General features: G+C 66.4%; 20 protein-coding genes and 1 pseudogene. 12 read left to right on the forward strand and 9 right to left on the reverse strand.

The window, feature by feature from the left end; all coding sequences use genetic code 11:
- Positions 1-134: 134 nt before the first annotated feature.
- Positions 135-494 carry a cytochrome c gene (locus tag JMF86_RS11600; RefSeq protein ID WP_006478193.1) on the reverse strand — a complete coding sequence of 120 codons (360 nt, stop codon included), beginning with the start codon at positions 492-494 and terminating at the stop codon, positions 135-137.
- A 40-nt stretch (positions 495-534) separates the two neighbouring features.
- A complete protein-coding gene (locus JMF86_RS11605) occupies positions 535-894 on the reverse strand; it encodes a cytochrome c (protein WP_006478192.1) in 360 nt (119 codons plus the stop codon).
- Between the two features lie 244 nt (positions 895-1,138).
- Here JMF86_RS11605 and JMF86_RS11610 point away from each other — a divergent pair, with 244 nt between their 5' ends.
- The 5 genes from JMF86_RS11610 (at position 1,139) to JMF86_RS11630 (ending at position 6,283) form a co-directional block, all read left to right on the forward strand.
- A complete protein-coding gene (locus JMF86_RS11610; RefSeq protein ID WP_027806662.1) occupies positions 1,139-1,981 on the forward strand; it encodes a MoxR family ATPase in 843 nt (280 codons plus the stop codon).
- 28 nt (positions 1,982-2,009) lie between these two features.
- On the forward strand, positions 2,010-3,185 hold the full coding sequence (locus JMF86_RS11615) for a VWA domain-containing protein (protein WP_011545872.1): 1,176 nt from the start codon (positions 2,010-2,012) through the stop codon (positions 3,183-3,185).
- A 55-nt stretch (positions 3,186-3,240) separates the two neighbouring features.
- Positions 3,241-4,452: a benzoate/H(+) symporter BenE family transporter gene (locus tag JMF86_RS11620; protein WP_006478189.1), complete on the forward strand. Its 1,212-nt coding sequence runs from the start codon at positions 3,241-3,243 to the stop codon at positions 4,450-4,452.
- 181 nt (positions 4,453-4,633) lie between these two features.
- On the forward strand, positions 4,634-5,587 hold the full coding sequence (gene tal, locus JMF86_RS11625; protein ID WP_011545873.1) for a transaldolase: 954 nt from the start codon (positions 4,634-4,636) through the stop codon (positions 5,585-5,587).
- 240 nt (positions 5,588-5,827) lie between these two features.
- On the forward strand, positions 5,828-6,283 hold the full coding sequence (locus JMF86_RS11630; RefSeq protein WP_011545874.1) for a VOC family protein: 456 nt from the start codon (positions 5,828-5,830) through the stop codon (positions 6,281-6,283).
- A gap of 98 nt (positions 6,284-6,381) precedes the next feature.
- On the opposite strand, the gene mctP is transcribed toward JMF86_RS11630, so the two are convergent.
- The 3 genes from mctP to JMF86_RS11645 all read right to left on the reverse strand — a co-directional run bounded on the left by mctP (position 6,382) and on the right by JMF86_RS11645 (position 9,287).
- Positions 6,382-7,932 (reverse strand): monocarboxylate uptake permease MctP, encoded by a 1,551-nt coding sequence (mctP, locus tag JMF86_RS11635; protein ID WP_011545875.1) that lies wholly within the window; start codon positions 7,930-7,932, stop codon positions 6,382-6,384.
- Positions 7,929-8,171 carry a DUF3311 domain-containing protein gene (locus JMF86_RS11640; RefSeq protein WP_006478185.1) on the reverse strand — a complete coding sequence of 81 codons (243 nt, stop codon included), beginning with the start codon at positions 8,169-8,171 and terminating at the stop codon, positions 7,929-7,931. Before JMF86_RS11640 ends, mctP begins: the two co-directional genes overlap by 4 nt.
- A 198-nt stretch (positions 8,172-8,369) precedes the next feature.
- Complete coding sequence (locus JMF86_RS11645) at positions 8,370-9,287, reverse strand: spermidine synthase (RefSeq protein ID WP_011545876.1); 918 nt, start codon at positions 9,285-9,287, stop codon at positions 8,370-8,372.
- A 147-nt stretch (positions 9,288-9,434) separates the two neighbouring features.
- Between JMF86_RS11645 and JMF86_RS11650 the strand changes: the two are divergent.
- The 5 genes and pseudogenes from JMF86_RS11650 (at position 9,435) to JMF86_RS11670 (ending at position 12,733) form a co-directional block, all read left to right on the forward strand.
- Positions 9,435-9,689, forward strand: a pseudogene (locus tag JMF86_RS11650) (hypothetical protein).
- Between the two features lie 263 nt (positions 9,690-9,952).
- Positions 9,953-10,648, forward strand: coding sequence for a mobilization protein (locus JMF86_RS11655; RefSeq protein WP_011545877.1), 696 nt, complete (start codon positions 9,953-9,955; stop codon positions 10,646-10,648).
- A gap of 74 nt (positions 10,649-10,722) precedes the next feature.
- Complete coding sequence (locus tag JMF86_RS11660; RefSeq protein ID WP_011545878.1) at positions 10,723-11,526, forward strand: hypothetical protein; 804 nt, start codon at positions 10,723-10,725, stop codon at positions 11,524-11,526.
- A 201-nt stretch (positions 11,527-11,727) separates the two neighbouring features.
- On the forward strand, positions 11,728-12,321 hold the full coding sequence (locus JMF86_RS11665) for a nucleotidyltransferase domain-containing protein (protein ID WP_041489227.1): 594 nt from the start codon (positions 11,728-11,730) through the stop codon (positions 12,319-12,321).
- A complete protein-coding gene (locus tag JMF86_RS11670; protein ID WP_226292087.1) occupies positions 12,314-12,733 on the forward strand; it encodes a hypothetical protein in 420 nt (139 codons plus the stop codon). Before JMF86_RS11665 ends, JMF86_RS11670 begins: the two co-directional genes overlap by 8 nt.
- Positions 12,734-12,768: 35 nt before the next feature.
- Here the strand turns inward: JMF86_RS11670 and JMF86_RS11675 are convergent, their stop codons facing one another.
- From JMF86_RS11675 to JMF86_RS11690, 4 genes are all read right to left on the reverse strand, one after another.
- Positions 12,769-13,245 (reverse strand): DNA-deoxyinosine glycosylase, encoded by a 477-nt coding sequence (locus JMF86_RS11675; protein ID WP_011545881.1) that lies wholly within the window; start codon positions 13,243-13,245, stop codon positions 12,769-12,771.
- Positions 13,245-13,841 (reverse strand): chorismate lyase, encoded by a 597-nt coding sequence (locus JMF86_RS11680; RefSeq protein ID WP_011545882.1) that lies wholly within the window; start codon positions 13,839-13,841, stop codon positions 13,245-13,247. The genes JMF86_RS11675 and JMF86_RS11680 overlap by 1 nt, the downstream gene beginning before the upstream one ends.
- Positions 13,842-13,849: 8 nt before the next feature.
- Positions 13,850-15,748, reverse strand: coding sequence for a molecular chaperone HtpG (gene htpG, locus JMF86_RS11685; RefSeq protein WP_011545883.1), 1,899 nt, complete (start codon positions 15,746-15,748; stop codon positions 13,850-13,852).
- A gap of 214 nt (positions 15,749-15,962) precedes the next feature.
- Positions 15,963-17,423: a PLP-dependent aminotransferase family protein gene (locus JMF86_RS11690; protein ID WP_011545884.1), complete on the reverse strand. Its 1,461-nt coding sequence runs from the start codon at positions 17,421-17,423 to the stop codon at positions 15,963-15,965.
- Positions 17,424-17,654: 231 nt separating this feature from the next.
- Here JMF86_RS11690 and JMF86_RS11695 point away from each other — a divergent pair, with 231 nt between their 5' ends.
- Both JMF86_RS11695 and JMF86_RS11700 read left to right on the forward strand, forming a co-directional pair.
- Positions 17,655-18,350, forward strand: a complete 696-nt coding sequence (locus tag JMF86_RS11695) for a VOC family protein (RefSeq protein ID WP_011694343.1) — start codon at positions 17,655-17,657, stop codon at positions 18,348-18,350.
- Between the two features lie 67 nt (positions 18,351-18,417).
- A complete protein-coding gene (locus JMF86_RS11700; protein ID WP_006478176.1) occupies positions 18,418-19,326 on the forward strand; it encodes a DMT family transporter in 909 nt (302 codons plus the stop codon).
- Positions 19,327-19,428 lie beyond the last annotated feature (102 nt).

Below are 19,428 nucleotides of genomic sequence, written 5' to 3' on the forward strand. Positions count from 1 at the left end.
GCAGGCCCGGCACATCCCGCCGCACCGAGCCGCGGACAGCCGCGCCGCAGACAAAAAAATACCCCGCCGAGGCGGGGCATTCTTGCTGCGCGAGCCCGTGAGCTTGCTGCGCGAGCCCGTGAGGCCCGTCGCGCTTACTTCTTGAACACGAGGTCGGTTTCCTTCAGCGACTCGATGTAGGACGCGATGTCCTTCATGTCGCTGACCGACAGGTTCTGTACCTGCGCCTGCATGATCGCGTTGTTGCGGCCGATCAGCGGGTTCGTCAGCCCCATCTGGTACTGGCGCATCGCCCACACGAGATAGTCGGCGTGCTGGCCGGCGAGGCGCGGGTACTCCGCGTTGATCGGCTTGTTCAGCTGCGCGCCGTGGCAGGCCGCGCAGTTGTGCGATTCGACCAGTTCCTTGCCCTTCGAGATGTCCGCGGCGTGCGCGGTACCGATCGCGAGGCCGGCCGCCAGTGCAACCGCCGCCGTCTTGAATGCGTTGTTCATGAATGCTCCTGTCCCGCCGGAGAGATCGGCGGCGCGCGCTTTACTTGTAGGGGTTGTCCTTCGTGTCGGCCTTCTGGGCGGCGTAGTACGCCGACAGATCCGCGATGTCCTGGTCGGTCAGCGAGCCGGCGATCGCATTCATCGACGGGAAGTGACGATCCTTCTTGCGGTAGGCCTTCAGCGCGTTCTCGAGGTATTGCTGGTTCTGGCCGCCGAGGACAGGCACCCGGTAGACCTCCGGGTACGCCGCGCGGTAGTCCTGGATGCCGTGGCAACCGATGCACATGGCGGCCTTGCTCGCCCCGTCCTTCGGGTTGCCGACCACACCGGCCGCCTGCGCGCTGCCCGCGAGCGCCACGAGCGCTGCGACAACGACGTGTTTGCCGACGAATTTGTTCATAGCTCTTGTAACCTAGCTTGAGGGGAAACTGGCGCCGAAGCGGCAACGGCCCGCGCCGTTTTGCTTGTCGGTCGCCACGCAGGCCAAAAAAAACGGCCAGATTGTACCGCGTCGGCGGGGAACGCGTCCATACGGCGCCCCGGTTCGCCCCGCCACAGCCCTGCAACGATACGCGGGCGCGGCCCGCCCGGACAGCCCTTCTGACTTATACTGGGTTTTTTCCCCGATGAAGAAGAGCGTCGCCATGCGTTTCGAAGGGTCCTCGCACTACGTCGCCACCGACGATCTGAAGCTCGCGGTCAATGCCGCGCTGACGCTGCAACGCCCGCTGCTGATCAAGGGCGAGCCCGGCACCGGCAAGACCATGCTGGCCGAGGAAGTGGCCGCCGCGCTCGACATGCCGCTGCTGCAGTGGCACATCAAGTCGACCACCAAGGCGCAGCAGGGCCTGTACGAATACGACGCCGTGTCGCGGCTGCGCGATTCGCAGCTGGGCGACGAGCGCGTCAAGGACATCGCGAACTACATCGTCAAGGGCGTGCTGTGGCAGGCGTTCGACGCCGAGCAGCCGAGCGTGCTGCTGATCGACGAGATCGACAAGGCCGACATCGAATTCCCGAACGACCTGCTGCGCGAGCTCGACCGGATGGAGTTCCACGTGTACGAGACGCGCGAGACGGTCCGCGCGAAGCACCGCCCGCTCGTCATCATCACGTCGAACAACGAGAAGGAGCTGCCCGACGCATTCCTGCGCCGCTGCTTCTTCCACTACATCCAGTTTCCCGATCCGTCGACGATGCAGAAGATCGTCGCGGTGCACTTCCCCGACATCCGCGAGGAACTGCTGCGCGCGGCGCTCGAGAGTTTCTTCGAATTGCGCGGCGTGTCGGGCCTGAAGAAGAAGCCGTCGACGTCCGAACTGCTCGACTGGCTGAAGCTGCTGCTCGCCGAGAACATCCCGGCCGACGCGCTGCGCGGCGCGGACGCGAAGCAGATCGTGCCGCCGCTCGCGGGCGCGCTGCTGAAGAACGAGCAGGATCTGAGCCTGCTCGAGCGGCTCGTCTACATGAACCGGCACAACCGGTAATCCTCCCTCACCCCGCGAAGGCCCGGCCATGCTGCTCAATTTCTTCTACGCGCTGCGCGCAGCCAAGCTGCCCGTCTCGGTGAAGGAATACCTGACGCTGCTCGAATCGCTGAAGGCCGGGCTGATCTCGCCGTCGATCGACGCGTTCTACTTCCTCGCGCGGATGACGCTCGTCAAGGACGAGCAGTACTTCGACAAGTTCGACCAGGCGTTCGGTGCGTATTTCCATGGCGTGTCCACGCTACCGTCCGAGGCGTTCGACATCCCGCTCGACTGGCTCGAGAAGCGCCTCGAGCGCGAACTGTCGCCGGAGGAGAAGGCGCAGATCGACGCGATGGGCGGGCTCGACAAGCTGATGGAGCGTTTGAAGGCGCTGCTCGACGAGCAGAAGGAACGCCACGAAGGCGGCAACAAGTGGATCGGCACGGGCGGCACGTCGCCGTTCGGGCACGGCGGCTACAACCCGGAAGGCGTGCGCATCGGCGGCCCGTCGAACGGCAACCGCACCGCGGTGAAGGTGTGGGAAGCACGCGCGTACCGCGACTACGACGATTCGGTCGAGATCGGCACGCGCAACATCAAGGTCGCGCTGCGGCGGCTGCGCCGCTTCGCGCGCGAAGGCGCCGCCGAGGAGCTCGACCTGCCCGGCACGATCCGCAGCACGGCCGCGAACGCGGGCTGGCTCGACCTGCGGATGGTGCCCGAGCGCCACAACAACGTGAAGGTGCTGATGCTGCTGGACGTCGGCGGCTCGATGGACGACCACATCAAGCGCACCGAAGAGCTGTTCTCGGCCGCGAAGGCCGAATTCAAGCACCTCGAATTCTTCTACTTCCACAACTGCGTGTACGACCACCTGTGGAAGAACAACCGCCGCCGCCACGCGGAACGCACCGCGACGTGGGACGTACTGCACAAGTTCACGCCCGACTACAAGCTGATCTTCGTCGGCGACGCGACGATGAGCCCGTACGAAGTGCTGCAGCCCGGCGGCTCGGTCGAATACAACAACCCGGAAGCCGGCGCCGTGTGGCTGCGTCGTCTCGCCGACCAGTTTCCGCATCATGCATGGCTGAACCCCGAGCCCGAGCGACTATGGGAGTACCGGCAGTCGGTCGCGGTCATCCGCGACCTGCTCGGCCATCGCATGTATCCGCTCACGCTCGCGGGCCTCGAAACCGCGATGCGCGCACTCAGCAAGTAACGACACCCACTCGCAGATATACAGGCCGCATCCGAGCGGCCGCCCCGGAGAGAGCATGAACCCTTCGTCCACCGCGAGTGCCGGCCGCGCCGGCGGCCGCCGCTTTTTCGCCGATACGTCCGTGTCCGCGCTCGTCGCCGGCTTCGTCGCGATGATGACCGGCTACACGAGTTCGCTCGTGCTGATGTTCCAGGCCGGCCGCGCCGCCCACCTCACCGATGCGCAGATCTCGTCGTGGATCTGGGCGCTGTCGATCGGCATGGCGGTGACGACGATCGGCCTGTCGCTGCGCTACCGCGCGCCCGTCGTGGTCGCGTGGTCGACGCCCGGCGCCGCGCTGCTGATCGCGTCGCTGCCCGGCGTGCCCTACCCCGAGGCGATCGGCGCGTTCGTCGTATGCGCGCTGCTGCTGACGGCCGTCGGCGTGAGCGGCCTGTTCGACACGCTGATGAAGCGCATTCCGGCCGGCATCGCGGCCGCGCTGCTCGCGGGCATCCTGTTCGAGATCGGCATCGAGATCTTCCGCGCCGCGCAGTTCCAGACCGCGCTGGTGCTCGCGATGTTCTTCACCTACCTGATCGTGAAGCGCCTCGCGCCGCGCTATGCGATCGTGACGACGCTGATCGTCGGCACAGTGGTAGCCGGCGGCCTCGGCCTGCTCGATTTCAGCCGCTTCCACATCGCGCTCGCGCAGCCGGTGTTCACGATGCCCGCGTTCTCGATCGCGTCGATCGTCAGCATCGGCATTCCGCTGTTCGTCGTCGCGATGGCGTCGCAGAACGTACCGGGCATCGCGGTGCTGCGTGCGGACGGCTACCCGACGCCGTCGTCGCCGCTGATCGCGACGACCGGCCTCGCGTCGCTGCTGCTCGCGCCGTTCGGCTCGCACGGCGTGAACCTCGCGGCGATCACGGCCGCGATCTGCACCGGCCCCGAAGCGCACGAGGACCACGCGAAGCGCTACACGGCCGCCGTGTGGTGCGGCACGTTCTACCTGGTCGCCGGCGTCTTCGGCGCGACGATCGCCGCGTTGTTCGCGGCGCTGCCGAAAGCGCTCGTCGTGTCGGTCGCGGCGCTCGCGCTGTTCGGCTCGATCATGAGCGGCCTCGCGAACGCGATGCAGGACGTGAAGCAGCGCGAAGCGGCGCTCGTCACGTTCATGGTGACCGCGTCGGGCCTCACGCTGCTGTCGATCGGCTCGGCATTCTGGGGGCTCGTCGCCGGGGTCGTCACGCAGGTGATCCTGAACGCGCGGCGCCCCGCGTGACGCGGCTCGGCCGCCTGCCGCGGCGCGCGCCGCCGCGCCCGCCCGGCACGCCAAAACGTGCGCGACACGAATCGGGCCTAAAATGATGGATTGGAAGCGGCGCCCGGCGCCGCTTCGCTTCGCCGCCGCGCTCGCGCGGCCCGTGAGAACCCGGCGCCCCGCGCTCTTCTTCCGAATCGCCATGACTACCGCACTCGACCAGCTGAAGCAGTACACGACCGTCGTCGCCGACACGGGCGACTTCCAGCAGCTTGCGCAATACAAGCCGCAGGACGCGACCACGAACCCGTCGCTGATCCTGAAGGCCGTCCAGAAGGATGCGTACAAGCCGATCCTCGAGAAAACCGTCCGCGATCATCGCAACGAAAGCACCGATTTCATCATCGACCGCCTGCTGATCGCATTCGGCACCGAAATCCTGAAGCTGATCCCGGGCCGCGTATCGACCGAGGTCGACGCACGCCTGTCGTTCGACACGCAGCGCTCGATCGAGAAGGGCCGCGAGCTCATCAAGCTGTACGAAGCAGCCGGCATCGGCCGCGAGCGCATCCTGATCAAGCTCGCGTCGACGTGGGAAGGCATCCGCGCGGCCGAGGTGCTGCAGAAGGAAGGGATCAAGTGCAACATGACCCTGCTTTTCTCGCTCGTGCAGGCCGCCGCGTGCGCGGAAGCGGGCGCGCAGCTGATCTCGCCGTTCGTCGGCCGCATCTACGACTGGTACAAGAAGCAGGCCGGCGCCGAATGGAATGAAGCGCGCGACGGCGGCGCGAACGATCCGGGCGTGCAATCGGTGCGCCGCATCTACACGTACTACAAGACGTTCGGCTACAAGACCGAAGTGATGGGCGCGAGCTTCCGCACGACCAGCCAGATCACCGAGCTCGCCGGCTGCGACCTGCTGACGATCAGTCCCGATTTGCTGCAGAAGCTGCAGGAGAGCAACGAGACGGTCGCCCGCAAGCTGTCCCCGGAAACGCTGCAGGACAAGCCGGCCGAGCGCGTCGCGATCGACGAGGCGTCGTTCCGCTTCCAGCTGAACGACGAAGCGATGGCCACCGAAAAGCTCGCCGAAGGCATCCGTGTGTTCGCCGCCGACGCGGTGAAACTCGAGAAGCTGATCGACGCGCTGCGCTGAGCCGCACGACGCGTCAGCGGCTGTCAGCAAGACTGACAACAGCCGTCAGCAAGCGCTGCAAACGGTCGCGAACAGGATGTTCGCGGCCGTTTTTATTTTTCATTCCATCGTCAAGCGCGCGCACTACAATCCACGTCACGGGTGCGACGGCCGCCTCCCGATGCGCCCTTTCCCCAGTCAATCTTGCACGACGCCGCGCCAGCGCCGACGCGCCGGCACGGCTCATTCCAGGAGACAACGATGCAAGTTCAACCGTACCTGACGTTCTACGGTCGTGCCGACGAAGCCCTTCAGTTCTACGAAAAGGCACTCGGCGCGAAGACGATGTTCAAGATGCACTTCAAGGACGCTCCGCCGAATCCCGATTACCCGATGTCGCCGGAGATGAGCGACAAGGTGATGCACGCGAGCTTCACGATCGGCGACTCGATGATCATGTGCTCGGACGGCGATTGCAGCCAGCCGGCGGGCGCCGCGCACGCCGGCTATTCGCTGTCGCTGAACCCGGCGACGGTCGAGGAAGGCCAGAAGCTGTTCGATGCGCTCGCCGACGGCGGCGAAGTGACGATGCCGTTCGGCAAGACGTTCTGGGCGCTCGGCTTCGGGATGGCGAAGGATCGCTTCGGCGTGCACTGGATGGTCAACGTCGAGGATCTGTCGCAGCGCGAGGAGCTCGCGAAACGCGCGCAGGGCTGACGCAAAGGAAACGCCCGCCACCTTGCGGTGGCGGGCGTTTTCGTTGCCGGGCAGCCGGCAATGCGTCGTGCGCGGCACGCGGCCGCGCACGACCCGTATCAGCTCTCGACGACGTCGAGATAATCCTCCGGCCGCGTGCGATCCTCCGCATGCGCCATGCCGATCACGCGCACCAGCACGCTCACGACCACCGACACCACCAGGTTCACGATCAGCGACCACACGGCCGCGTAGCCGGGAATCGCGAGGCCGAACAGGTGGATCGTGAAGATCGAACTCGCCAGCTTCAGCGAGACCGCCATCCACGTGCCGCAGATGATGCCGGCCGCCCAGCCGGCCAGCAGGCCGCGATGGTCGAGCACGCGCGTGTACAGGCCGAGCACGATCGCCGGCAGCGTCTGGATGATCCAGATCCCGCCGAGCAGCTGCAGCTGGATCGCGTAGGTCAGCGGCAGCCCGAGGATGAACGCCACCGCGCCGACCTTCACGATCAGCGACACGAGTTTCGCGACGTGCGTCTCCTGGTCGTGCGACATGTTGCGGTTCACGAACTCGCGGTGGATGTTGCGCGTGTACAGGTTCGCGGCCGCGATCGACATGATCGCCGCCGGCACCAGTGCACCGATGCCGATCGCCGCGAACGCGACGCCGACGAACCACGACGGGAAGTACTCGAGGAAGAGCGCGGGCACCGCGAAGTTCGGGCCGAACGCCTTGAAGTACGGCGCGTACTGCGGCATGTCCTTCACGCCGGAGGCGAGCGCCATGTAGCCGAGCAGCGCGAGCAGGCCGAGCACGAACGAGTACGCGGGCAGCATCGCCATGTTGCGGCGGATCGAGTTGCCCGACGACGACGACAGGATCGCCGTGACCGAGTGCGGATACAGGAACAGCGCGAGCGCCGAGCCGATCGCGAGCGTCGCGTATGCGCTGTAGCCGTTCAGGCTCATCGCGTCGGGCGCCTTCAGCAGCAGCTTCGCGGGCGGCACGGCGGAGAAGATGTGCCCGAAGCCGCCGAGCTTCGCGGGGATCACGATGACCGCGGCGGCGATCGTGACGTAGATCAGCACGTCCTTCACGATCGCGATCATCGCGGGGGCGCGCAGCCCCGACGTGTACGTGTAGGCGGCGAGGATCGCGAACGCGATGATCAGCGGCAGGTCGCCGACGAAGCCGGTCGTGTCGAAGCCGAGCGCGCCGATCACCACCTCGATGCCGACGAGCTGCAGCGCGATGTACGGCATCGTCGCGACGATGCCCGTCACCGCGATCGCCAGCGCGAGCATCCGGCTGCCGTAGCGCGCGTTGACGAAGTCGGCGGCCGTCACGTAGCCGTGCCGCTTCGCGATGCTCCACAGTTTCGGGAACACGACGAACGCGAACGGATAGATCAGGATCGTGTACGGCAGCGCGAAGAAGCCCATCGCGCCGGCGCCGAACACGAGCGCGGGCACCGCGACGAACGTATAGGCCGTGTAGAGGTCGCCGCCGAGCAGGAACCACGTGACGATCGTGCCGAAGCGACGTCCGCCGAGGCCCCATTCGTCGAGATGAGCGAGATCGCCGCGCCGCCAGTTCGCGGCCAGGAAACCGATGATCGTGACGCCGATGAACAGCAGGACGAAGACGAAGGTTGCGCCGAGATTCATTGCGCACCTCCTTGCGTACCGCTCGCCTTCCACGCGTTCTTGGTCTTGAAGTACACGAACGCGGTGATCACCGCGCTGATGAAGACCCAGAGCAACTGGTACCAGTAGAAAAACGGAAAACCGAACCATTGCGGTTCGATCTTGCTGTACGACGGCACCCAGACCATCGCGATCAACGGCAGTACCAGCAGCCAGAGCCAGCGCTTCGCGGCCCGGTTGGCGTCGGCATCGTGAGCCATGACGTCTCCTCTTCTATCCCGGTTATCGATCTTGTTGAGCGGGTACGGCACCGAGAGGAGCGGCGAAACGGGTAGGCTGCGGCTCCCCTGGCTTCGCGCCAGTATAGGAGCCGCGAGTACGCGGTCAAGCAGGGGCGAACCCGAGGTGATCCGCCCCTTGTCACGCGGATGCGCCGGCCTGCGCCGGTGCGTCCGGCGTCAGATCGCGAACGCGGTGTCGCGTGCGCCGTCCGTTGCTTTCAAAGCTTTCACCCACTTGCGCGCGGGCAGCTTGAGCGTGTCCTCGATCAGCTTCGCGCGGGCGTCGAGCTGGGCGAACGGCACGTCGAGCGCGGGGCCCGAAAACGCGATCGCGATGCGGTTGCCGTCGTGCACTTCGGGCAGCGCGATCACGCGGTGGTCGAACGCCGCATTCAGGTGCTTCATGTTGCGCACGAAGCTCGGATGATCGCCGAACAGGTTGATCGTCGCGATGCCGGCATCGGCGAGGCAGCCGCGCACCGCGCGGTAGAACGCGACGCTGTCGAGCACGGGGCCGCGCGCGGTCGCGTCGTACAGGTCGATCTGGATCGCGCCCGCCGTGCCGCGGTTGGCCGGGTCGTTGACGAAGTCCCATGCGTCGGCTTCGTGCACCGCGAGGCGCGCGTCGTCGGGCGGCAGCGCGAACATCGTGCGCGCGGCGACGATCACGGCCGGGTTCAGCTCGACGGCCTCGACCTTCGCGTGCGGCAGGAAACGATGCGAGAACTTGGTCAGCGCGCCGGTGCCGAGCCCGAGCTGGACGATCCGCTCCGGCGTTTCGAGGAACAGCAGCCAGGCCATCATCTGCTGCGCGTATTCGAGCTCGATATGCAGCGGCTTCGAGATCCGCATCGCGCCCTGCACCCACTCGGTCCCGAAGTGCAGGAAGCGCACGCCGCCTTCTTCGGAGAACGTCACGGGCGCGAAACGCGGCTTGCGCGGCGCTTCGAGCACCGGCACGTCGTCGTGTTCGTCGATGTCCGGGCGGCGCTTCACGCGCGGCGGCTGGAGTTTTTCGGAGCCGTTGTAGGCGGACGGCTTGCGTTGCTTGAACGCGCGTGCCTCGGCGGACGCGCGCTTGATCAGTCGGGTCATGATGGTTGAATCTCGCTGGGTGACGCTGGATGAGCGGACGAGAGGATAGCATTGGTGGGAGGCGGAGGCCGCCGACGCGTGCCCCGCCACACGTGACGTCGAATCCCGTCGGCGCTACGCTGCATTCGCGGACCCACAGGAGAGCGCATGACCTCGCACGACAAGAAGATCTGGTTTCCGGCGAAGCGCTACGGCTGGGGATGGGGATTGCCGGTCGCGTGACAGGGCTGGGTCGTGCTGCTGCTGTTCGCGATCAGCGTCGTCGCGAGTGCATGGCTCGTGCCGCCGCATCGGTCGCCGGTGGCGTACGGGGCATGCCTCGTGGTGCTGGTCGCGCTGCTGACTGCGGTGTGCTGGCTCAAGGGCGAGAAGCCCCGGTGGCGATGGGGCAACGACGATTGAGCTGACACATCGAAGTCGTTTTTGCTGCCTGACGACCGCGCATCGTACGGCAGCGCATGCAGCGTCGGCTCGCCGCGCACCGTGCCCGGCAACCGCCGGAACGGGACGCCATTTTGTTCAGTTTGACACCGGCGTTGACCAGACAGCATGCTGGTGCCGCGCATGCATTTTCTTTCGACGGGACCGGTTGCGCCGTAACGTCATCGAAGCCTGCCAATATCCGCTCTGGCCATACCTGCTCCATTACACGGGATTTCGTAAGCATGAGTCACATCCACTTCATTGGCGGGGAAAAAGGCGGCGTCGGCAAATCGCTCGCGGCCCGCGTGCTGGCCCAGTATTTCATCGATCGGAGCATGCCCTTCGTGGGCTTCGATACCGACCGATCGCACGGCGCGCTCCTGCGGTTCTATGCCGATTTTGCCGCGCCCGCCGTGCTCGACCAGCATGACAGCCTCGATCCGGTCATGGAATCGGCGCTCGAGGATCCGCAACGGCGCATACTGGTGGATCTCGCGGCCCAGACGCGGCAGTCGCTCGCCAAGTGGCTCGACGATTCGGACGTAGTCGACTTCGCCGAGGAACACGGCCTCACGCTGACGTGGTGGCACGTGATGGACACTGGCCGCGATTCGGTCGATCTGCTGCGGCAATGGCTCGACGAATTCGGCGGACGAATCAAGCTGGTGCTCGTGCTGAATGAAGTCCGCGGCGATCGCTTCGAGATTCTGGAGGCCTCCGGCGAACGCGAGCGGGCCGAAGCCCTTGGCGCCAGCGTGATTACGCTGCGCCGCCTGCCCGATACGACCATGCAGAAGATCGATCGGCAAAGCGCGAGCTTCTGGGCGGCGGTCAATCATCCGGACCGCGCCGCCACGGGGCTCGGCTTGCTGGAGCGGCAGCGCGTCAAGGTCTGGCTGCATCGTACTTACGAGGAGCTGGGCACGCTCGCCCTGTAGCACGGGCCCGTGACGGCGCGGAATGTGCGGCGGTTGGGTTGGCATGGCTCATACCGGGAAAACTTGGAGGCTCGATGGCCGATCACGACAGACTGCATCCACTCCGTCCGTTCCTGAAAAACTGGGTTTGGGAGCACGGTCGAATCGGGACGCGCTATCTGGACTGCGTGGATGGCGAAATCAAGTTCGACGAAGGCAAGAAATCGCATTTCGCCGCCGAGCAATATACCTACGTGCCGCTGGGCAAGAACGCTGAGGACGACACGCCCGCGGAGGGCCCCGCGATCCACGATGCCGGACTTGCCCGCTTTTTGCGGGCGGCTCAGTTGGGCACGCCCGGGGAAGCCGGTTCCGTGGCGGAGGTTCAGCGCGCCGTGCAGGATTGCGTGGAGATCGGCCTGTTCAGCGCGTATCAACGGGAGGCTCGCCAGGCACGGGCCCGCTACGCGCAGGAACCGATGTTCGAGGACGAGATCCGCGCGGCGGTCGTCGACGACATCCGGCGAATTTACGTCGGCATGCGAGAACAGCTGGCGCTGTACGATTTCAGTGTGCTCTACGGCTTGCCCACGCCGCTGCTGATCAGCGACACACCGTTCATCGACTGGCGCGTGATAGCCAGTCCGGCACTGCCGTTCGTCTCGCTTCCGCTGGGACCTTACTGCCTGCTGGTAGGCGCGCCGTCGGGCAGAAGTAGCCGAATCGGCCCGGTGGTCTGGAAGGCCGCTGCCGCGCTGGGGCCGTTGAAGGACCACAACCGCCGGATCGAGGAGCACGCACGGCTGTGGCTGGTGGCGACCACCGATGATCAACTCGTGGCGGCACAAAGTCGCATCGTCTCGGCCACGGGCACCAGGCAAGGCGAGGCGAAGCCTTGACCGGTAGCGTCGAGTGGCGGCGCGATCGCATCAGGTCCGGTTTGTCCTGTTGCCGCTCCCGCCCCTGCAACCGCTCACCGTGGCCATCACCAACGTCTCGCGATATCCCTGCTATCTAGATCCGCCGAACGGTCGCTCATCGAGCTTAAATTTGGCTCGATCGTGCTAAATTTTGGCTCGATCGTGCTAATATCACGGCTTATGACAAAGCTCGGCGACGCCCTCTTTTCCAACGCACAGCAACCCATTCTGGCCTGCCTGTTTGGGCAGCCCGAACAGTGGTTTCACGTCAAAGAGTTGATCCGGCTGACCGGTCTCGGTAGTGCCAGCGTCCAGCGCGAACTGAATCGTCTCGAAAAAGGTGGCCTCATCGAAACTCGACGCATCGCCAATCTCAAACAGGTGCGAGCGTTTGCCGGCAGTCCCATTTTCAGCGAGCTGCGTCTCATCGTCCTCAAAACCTTCGGGGTCGTCGAGGTGCTCCGCGAAGCACTGTCACCGCTGACCTCAGAGATACAGCTCGCCTTTGTATACGGTTCGGTTGCCCAAGGCAGCGACCACGCCGGTAGCGACGTCGATGTTATGTTGGTCAGTGAGACGCTCAGCTATGGACAAATCATGGCCGCACTCGAATCGGCTGAAAGACAGCTCGGCCGCTCGGTCCAGATCACACAATATACTCACGAGGAATTTCTCGAACGGAAACGCAAAAGTCATCCGTTCCTCGCGGAAGTGCTGCGCCAACCGAAGCTGATGATTATCGGAACCGAGGACGACATTGACCGCATTGGATAACCTCGTACGCATCGGAAAACTCAAACCCCTTCCGGCGAACCGCGGCGAATTCGAACATCTGCTCGACCTCGCTCGAACCTTGCTCGATACCGTCACAAGCAGTAACGGAATGGCGACGGAGAGCCAGTTCATCCTCGCCTACGATTCCGCTCACGCCGCGTCACGTGCTGCGTTACGGGCTCACGGATACCGGAGCGACGACCGATATCTGGTCTTTCAGTGTCTCGAACACACGATCGGCTGGCCGACCGAAAAATGGCGCGTGCTCGATACCTGCCATCGCAGGCGCAATGCGGCCGAATACGAGGGCAACATAGATCTTCCAGCGAGTCTGACCGCCGAGTTGGTTCGGCTCACTGCTGAACTCATTGAAACCGTATCTCTACTCGACCACCTGCTGCCGTCCACCTGATACTGCTTCGCGGGATACTCTGAATCCAACGAGTTTCAGGCGCGAATCCCGCGCCAAAGCACCAGTTTCTGCTCGAACGACAGCATCGCGTTCGCCGGGCTCGACGAAGGCAGCACGAGCGTCTCGTACCCAGCCTGGCCGATCACCTCGGCGAACCGCCCCGCCGTCTTGCCGTTGAAGCACACGCGCTTCAGCAACGGCGCATGCGCGCGCAGCGAATCGAAGTCGTTCGGCTTCGCGTTCCTGATCGCGGAATCAAGGCTGCCCTGACGATGGCACGCATCGAGCACGTCCCAGATGCCGATGCCGTGCGACAGCACGCGCTCGAGCCGCGCGTCGTACGGCAGCTCATGCAGCGACGGCTCGCCGAGCACCGCGCCGAGCAGCCGCCAGAACTGGTTGCGCGGATGCGCGTAGTACTGCGCGGCGTCGAGCGACGCCTCGCCCGGAAAGCTGCCGAGGATCATCGTGTGCGTATTCGGCGCGACGACCGGCGGAAAACCTTGCAGCATCACGCGCCTCCGTGCGACCCGACGGACCGCGGCCCGTCGCCGTGCGCATCGAGGTGGCGCCACAGCGCCGGCAGCATGCACTCGGTGACCATCAGCGGCTTGCCGTGACGCTGGAACACCGAGCGCCGCGCGACGAACGCATGCGGCGCCCGCGCGCCCAGCAATGCATGGCTCGCGAGCGCATACAGCGGATGGCCGGCGATCACGCGCCGGCTCACGAGCGCCGAGCGCTCGACCTGCGGATCGCTGTACAGCAGCTCCGCGAGCGGTCGCGTGCGCAGCCGCCGCATCGCCTGCCACACGCCCTTGCTGGCCGCGAGCGGCGCGATGCTGTGCGCGGCGACGTACGGCATGCCGTCGACCGACAGGATCACCTCGCGCACCCACATCGGCGCGCGCGGCGAACTGGCGAGCGCGTCCGGCTCGTCGAACCACGGGCGGTCGACGGCCTCGCGCGTCACCCGCACGTTCACGCGGCCGAGCCGCGCGAGGTGCGCGGTCAGCGATCCGCCGCGCGTCAGCCAGTCGCGCTGGTCGAGCGTGCAGCCAGGCCGCGGCGTCTCGCGCCAGCCGGCCTGCGCGCCGTCGAATCGCATGCGCGCGTTCACGCGGCGCGCGACAGCAGCAGCGCGTTGGTCCGCTTCACGAAGCTCGCCGGATCGTCGAGCATGCCGCCTTCGGCCAGCAGCGCCTGATCGAACAGCAGATGGCACCAGTCGCCGAAATCGGCGCTGTCGGCGTTCAGCTGCTTCACGAGCGCGTGCTCGGGATTGATCTCGAGGATCGGCTGCATCGCCGGCGCGTTCTGGCCGGCTGCCTTCAGCATCCGCTGCAGGTAGCCGCTCATGTCGTTGTCGTCCGCGACGAGGCACGACGGCGAATCGGTCAGGCGGAACGTGACGCGCACTTCCTTCACCTTGTCGCCGAGCGCTTCCTTCATCTTCTCGACGACCGGCTTGATCGCCTCGCCGGCCTGCTCCTGCGCCTTCTTCTCCTCGTCGTTCAGCTCGCCGAGATCGAGGTCGCCGCGGGCCACGCTCGCGAGCGGCTTGCCGTCGAATTCATGCAGGAACGACAGCATCCATTCGTCGACGCGGTCGGTCAGCAGCAGCACCTCGACACCCTTCTTGCGGAACACTTCCAGATGCGGGCTGTTCTTCGCGGCCTGCCACGTATCGGCGGTCACGTAGTAGATCTTGCTCTGCTCGGGCTTCATGCGCGACACGTAGTCGGCGAGCGACACGTCCTGCGCGTCGGTGTCGCCATGCGTCGACGCGAAGCGCAGCAGCTTCGCGATGCGCTCACGGTTCGCGTGATCCTCGCCGAGGCCCTCCTTCAGCACCTGGCCGAACGCGCCCCAGAACGTCTTGTACTTCTCCTTGCCGGCATCGTCTTCCGCGTTCGCGAGTTCCTCGAGCATCGACAGCGCGCGCTTGGTCACGCCTTCGCGGATCGCCTTCACGTCGCGGCTTTCCTGCAGGATTTCACGCGACACGTTCAGCGGCAGGTCGGCCGAATCGACCACACCCTTCACGAAGCGCAGGTATTGCGGCAGCAGCTGCTCGGCGTCGTCCATGATGAACACGCGCTTCACGTACAGCTTCAGGCCGCCGCGATAGTCGCGGTTCCACAGGTCGAACGGCGCGTGCGCGGGCACGAACAGCAGCTGCGTGTATTCGCTGCGGCCCTCGACGCGGTTGTGCGTCCACGTGAGCGGGTCCTGGTGATCGTGCGCGATGTGCTGGTAGAACTGCGTGTACTGCTCGTCGGTGACGTCGCTCTTCGAACGCGTCCACAGCGCGCTCGCCTGGTTGACGGTTTCGTCCTCGTCCTTCAGGACCATCTCGCCCTTTTCCTGATCCCACTCTTCCTTGCGCATCAGGATCGGCAGCGCGATGTGGTCGGAGTACTTCTGGATGATCGACTTCAGGCGGTGCGACGACAGCAGGTCGTCCTCGCCTTCGCGCAGGTGCAGCGTGATCGTCGTGCCGCGTTGCGCGCGCTCGATCGCGTCGATCGTGAAATCGCCCTCGCCCGCGCTTTCCCAGCGCACGGCTTCGTTCGCCGGCAGGCCCGCGCGACGCGTTTCGACGGTGATCTTGTCGGCAACGATGAAGCCCGAGTAGAAGCCCACGCCGAACTGGCCGATCAGCGCCGCGTCCTTCTGCTGGTCGCCCGACAGCTTCGTGAAGAATTCCTTGGTGCCCGAACGCGCGATCGTGCCGAGGTTCGCGATCGCCTCGTCGCGGCTCATGCCGATGCCGTTGTCGTCGATGGTGATCGTGCGCGCGGCCTTGTCGTAGCCGATACGGATACGCAGGTTCGGATCGTTCTCGTACAGCGCGTTGTCCGCGAGCCCTTCGAAACGCAGCTTGTCGGCCGCGTCGGACGCATTCGACACCAGTTCGCGCAGGAAGATTTCCTTGTTGCTGTAGAGCGAATGGATCATCAGGTGGAGGAGTTGCTTGACCTCTGCCTGAAAGCTCATCGTTTCGTGTGCCATGGATGCTGTTTCCTCTTACTTGAACTGAAAAGGGGTGACGCCGGCGCCCGGCGCGCGATGCCGGCGGACCCGTGAAGGACGCCCGGTTGGGACAACCGGGTTGGGGCGGCCCGTTCGGGACGGCCCCCTCTGGGACGACCGCCTGGCGCCGGCGGTTTGCGCGCGTATCTGGGGACGGCACGCGCCATTTCAAGAGCCGGCCTGCCGCGCCGCGTCACGACGCGCGCCGCACCGCCGAGTCGATATAGCCCGCCAGCAGCCCCGGCAGCGCCGGATCGCCGCAGTTCGCGACGTTGAAGCGCATCCACGTGGACGGCGACTGCTGCGGCGAGAACAGGCTGCCGGGCGTCAGCAGGAAGCCGGCTTCGTGCGCGACCGCCGCGAGCGCGTCCGAATCGACGCCCGTGTCGGCCCACAGGAACATCCCGGCCGCCGGCATCGTGAAGAGGCCGAGCCCCGTGCGCTCGAGCATCCGCGCGGTCTTGTCGCGCACGCCGTCGAGCCGCGCGCGCAGCCGCTCGACGTGGCGCCGGTAATGCCCTTCGGTCAGGATCTTGTACAGCACGCGCTCGTTGAGCTCGGGCGTGGTCATCCCGACCAGCATCTTCTGGTCGGTGACCGCCTTCGCGATCTCCGGCGCGCAAGCCACGTAGCCCACCCGCAGGTTCGCCGCGAGCGTCTTCGAATAGCTGCCGAGATAGATCACGCGCTTCAACTGGTCGAGGCTCGCGAGGCGCGTGGCCGGATAGCTGGGCGGGCACAGGTCGCCGTACACGTCGTCCTCGACGACGAGGAAGTCGTAGGCCTCCGCGAGCTTCAGGATCCGGAACGCCTGCGCGGCCGACAGCGACGTGCCGGTCGGGTTCTGCAGCACCGAGTTGATCACGAGCATCTTCGGCCGCCACATCTGCACCAGGGTTTCGAGCGCGTCGAGGTCGGGGCCGTCGGGCGTATACGGCATCCCGACGAGCTGCGCGCCCTGCGCCGCGAAACGGCCGAACATCTGGAACCACGCCGGATCGCCGACGATCACCGCATCGCCCGGGCGCATGTAGATCCGCGAGATCAGGTCGATCGCCTGCGTGATGCCCGACACCAGCACGATCTGTTCGGGCTTCGCGCCGATCTCGACTTCGGCGAGGCGCGTCTGCAGTTGCTGGCGCAGCGGCAGGAAACCCTGCGCGGTGCCGAAGCCGAGCATCTGCGCGCCCGACTGGCGCCCGAGCGCGCGCAGCGCGCCGGTGATCAGCTCGCCGTCGAGCCAGCGGCCCGGCAGGTAGCCGAGGCCCGGGCCCTTCTCCGGGCTGACCGTGTGCAGCATGTTGCGCAGCAGCCAGACGACGTCGATCGTGTTGTGCACGGGCGCGGCCTCGGCCACGCGCGCGACGCCATCGGCCGGCTGCGGGCCGGCGCCGGTGCGCTCGCGCACGTAGAAGCCGGAGCCGCGCCGCGAGTCGAGGTAGCCCTGCGCGACAAGACGCTCGTAGGCCTCGACGACGGTGAAGCGCGACACGCTCTTGTCGAGCGCGAGCTTGCGGATCGACGGCATGCGCATGCCGGGACGGAACACGCGTTCGTCGATGCGCCGCCGCGCCCACTGGACCAGCTGGTCGACGAGCGTGAGCGTGGCCGTGTCGTGCGGCGCGGGAATCTGGGCGAGGGGGACGGTGGACATGGGCGGCAGGCTCTCCAACTGTACCGAAGGCTATCGCGCCGATTGTACCGTTACTGTGCCGGTAGCGACGATTACAGTTGACCGGAATGGCGATCGTGCGGCCGCCGTTCCGGCCCGCCGCACGTGGCGCAGCGCACGCCGAGGCGCCTCGCGAGCGGTGCGCCGGCCGGTGCGCCCCCGCCCGGCACGCCGTCCGCCTACCCTGACACTTTCGCTTCCCGACCGACCCTCATGCCAGCCCGCTCCCTGACACTCGACCATCTCGTGATTGCCGCGCGCACCCTCGACGAAGGCGTGCGCCATGTCGCCGACGCACTCGGCATCGAACCGGCCGGCGGCGGCCGCCATCCGCTGATGCGGACCCACAATGCGCTGTTCGGCGCGTGGAGCGGGCTCTATCTCGAAGTGATCGCGATCGACCCCGACGCGCCCGCGCCGGAAGACGGTGCAAAACCGCCTCGTGCGCGGCTGTTCGGGCTCGACGATCCGGCGATCCAGGCGCGGCTCGCGCAGCAGGGCCCGTTTCTCGCACACTGGGTCGCGCGCGTCGACCGCCCGCGCCAGCTTGCGCTGTGGCAGCGCCAGTATCCGGCCCGCATCGCGCCCGTCGTCGCGATGCGGCGCGGCGATCTGAGCTGGGGCCTCACGGTGCCCGACGACGGCAGCTTCCCCGCGTGGCAGGACGCAGGCGACGGCCTCGTGCCGTCGCTGATCCAGTGGGACAGCCCGCGCCATCCGGCCGAATCGCTGCCGGCCGACGGCATCGCGCTGAAAGCGCTCAAGGGCGCCCATCCGCACGCGGATACGATCCGCGCGCAACTCGACTGGCTCGGCGCCGCCCACCTGCTCGACGTCGAAGCCACCGACGGTCCGCCGGCGCTGGTCGCCGAATTCGATACGCCGCAAGGCCCACGCACGTTGCGCTGACGCCGCACGCGCGGCCGCCCTGCTCGTCACACCATACGCACCTCGCCAATACGGAGACACCCACGACATGAATTCGCGCGAAACCCGGGGCATGCTGCTCGGCCTCATCGGCGTGATGATCTTCAGCCTGACGCTGCCGATGACGCGGATCGTCGTATCCGAACTCAACCCGCTGCTCAACGGGCTCGGCCGCGCGCTCGCCGCCGCCGTGCCGGCCGGCCTGCTGCTGTGGTGGCGCCGCGAGCGGCTGCCGACCCGCGCGCAACTGAAAAGCCTCGCGATCACGTCGGCCGGCGTGATCATCGCGTACCCGGTGTTCTCGGCGTGGGCGATGAAATCGGTGCCGGCCTCGCACGGCGCGGTGGTCAACGGACTGCAACCGCTGTTCGTCGCGCTGTATGCGGCATGGCTGTCGCACGAACGGCCGTCGAAGGCGTTCTGGGCCAGTGCGGTGGCCGGCAGCGCGCTCGTGATCGCGTTCGCGCTGCGTGACGGCGGAGGCACCGTGCAGGCCGGCGACGCGCTGATGCTCGTCGCGGTCGGCATCGGCGCGTTGGGCTATGCGGAAGGCGCGCGCCTCGCGCGCCAGATCGGCGGCTGGCAGGTGATCTGCTGGGCGCTCGTCGTGTCGGCGCCGTTCCTCGTGCTGCCGGTCGGCTGGCTCGCATGGATGCAGCACGCCGCGCATCCGGGGCCGCTCGCGCCACGCACCTGGCTCGCGTTCGGCTACGTGACCCTCTTTTCGCAATTCATCGGCTTTTTTGCATGGTATGCGGGGCTCGCGATGGGCGGCACCGCGCGCGTCGGCCAGGTGCAACTGCTGCAGATTTTCTTCACGATCGCCTTTTCCGCGCTGCTGTTCGGCGAAACGGTCACGCCGTCGACGTGGCTGTTCGCCGCCGCCGTGATCGCGACCGTGGTGCTCGGGCGCCGCTCGGCGGTCGCCACGGCGCCGCGCGCCGCTCGCGCCGGCTGATGAGGTGCGCCATAATGGACGTTTTGCCTGATCGGTTTCGCCTGACTGGCCGTGCCCACCCAGCCGCGAAGGCGCCATCGTGCTCGCGCTCGCCCACCCGGC

This window comes from Burkholderia sp. E168m15, assembly GCF_016586105.1.
Classification (GTDB): Bacteria; Pseudomonadota; Gammaproteobacteria; order Burkholderiales; family Burkholderiaceae; genus Burkholderia; species Burkholderia orbicola.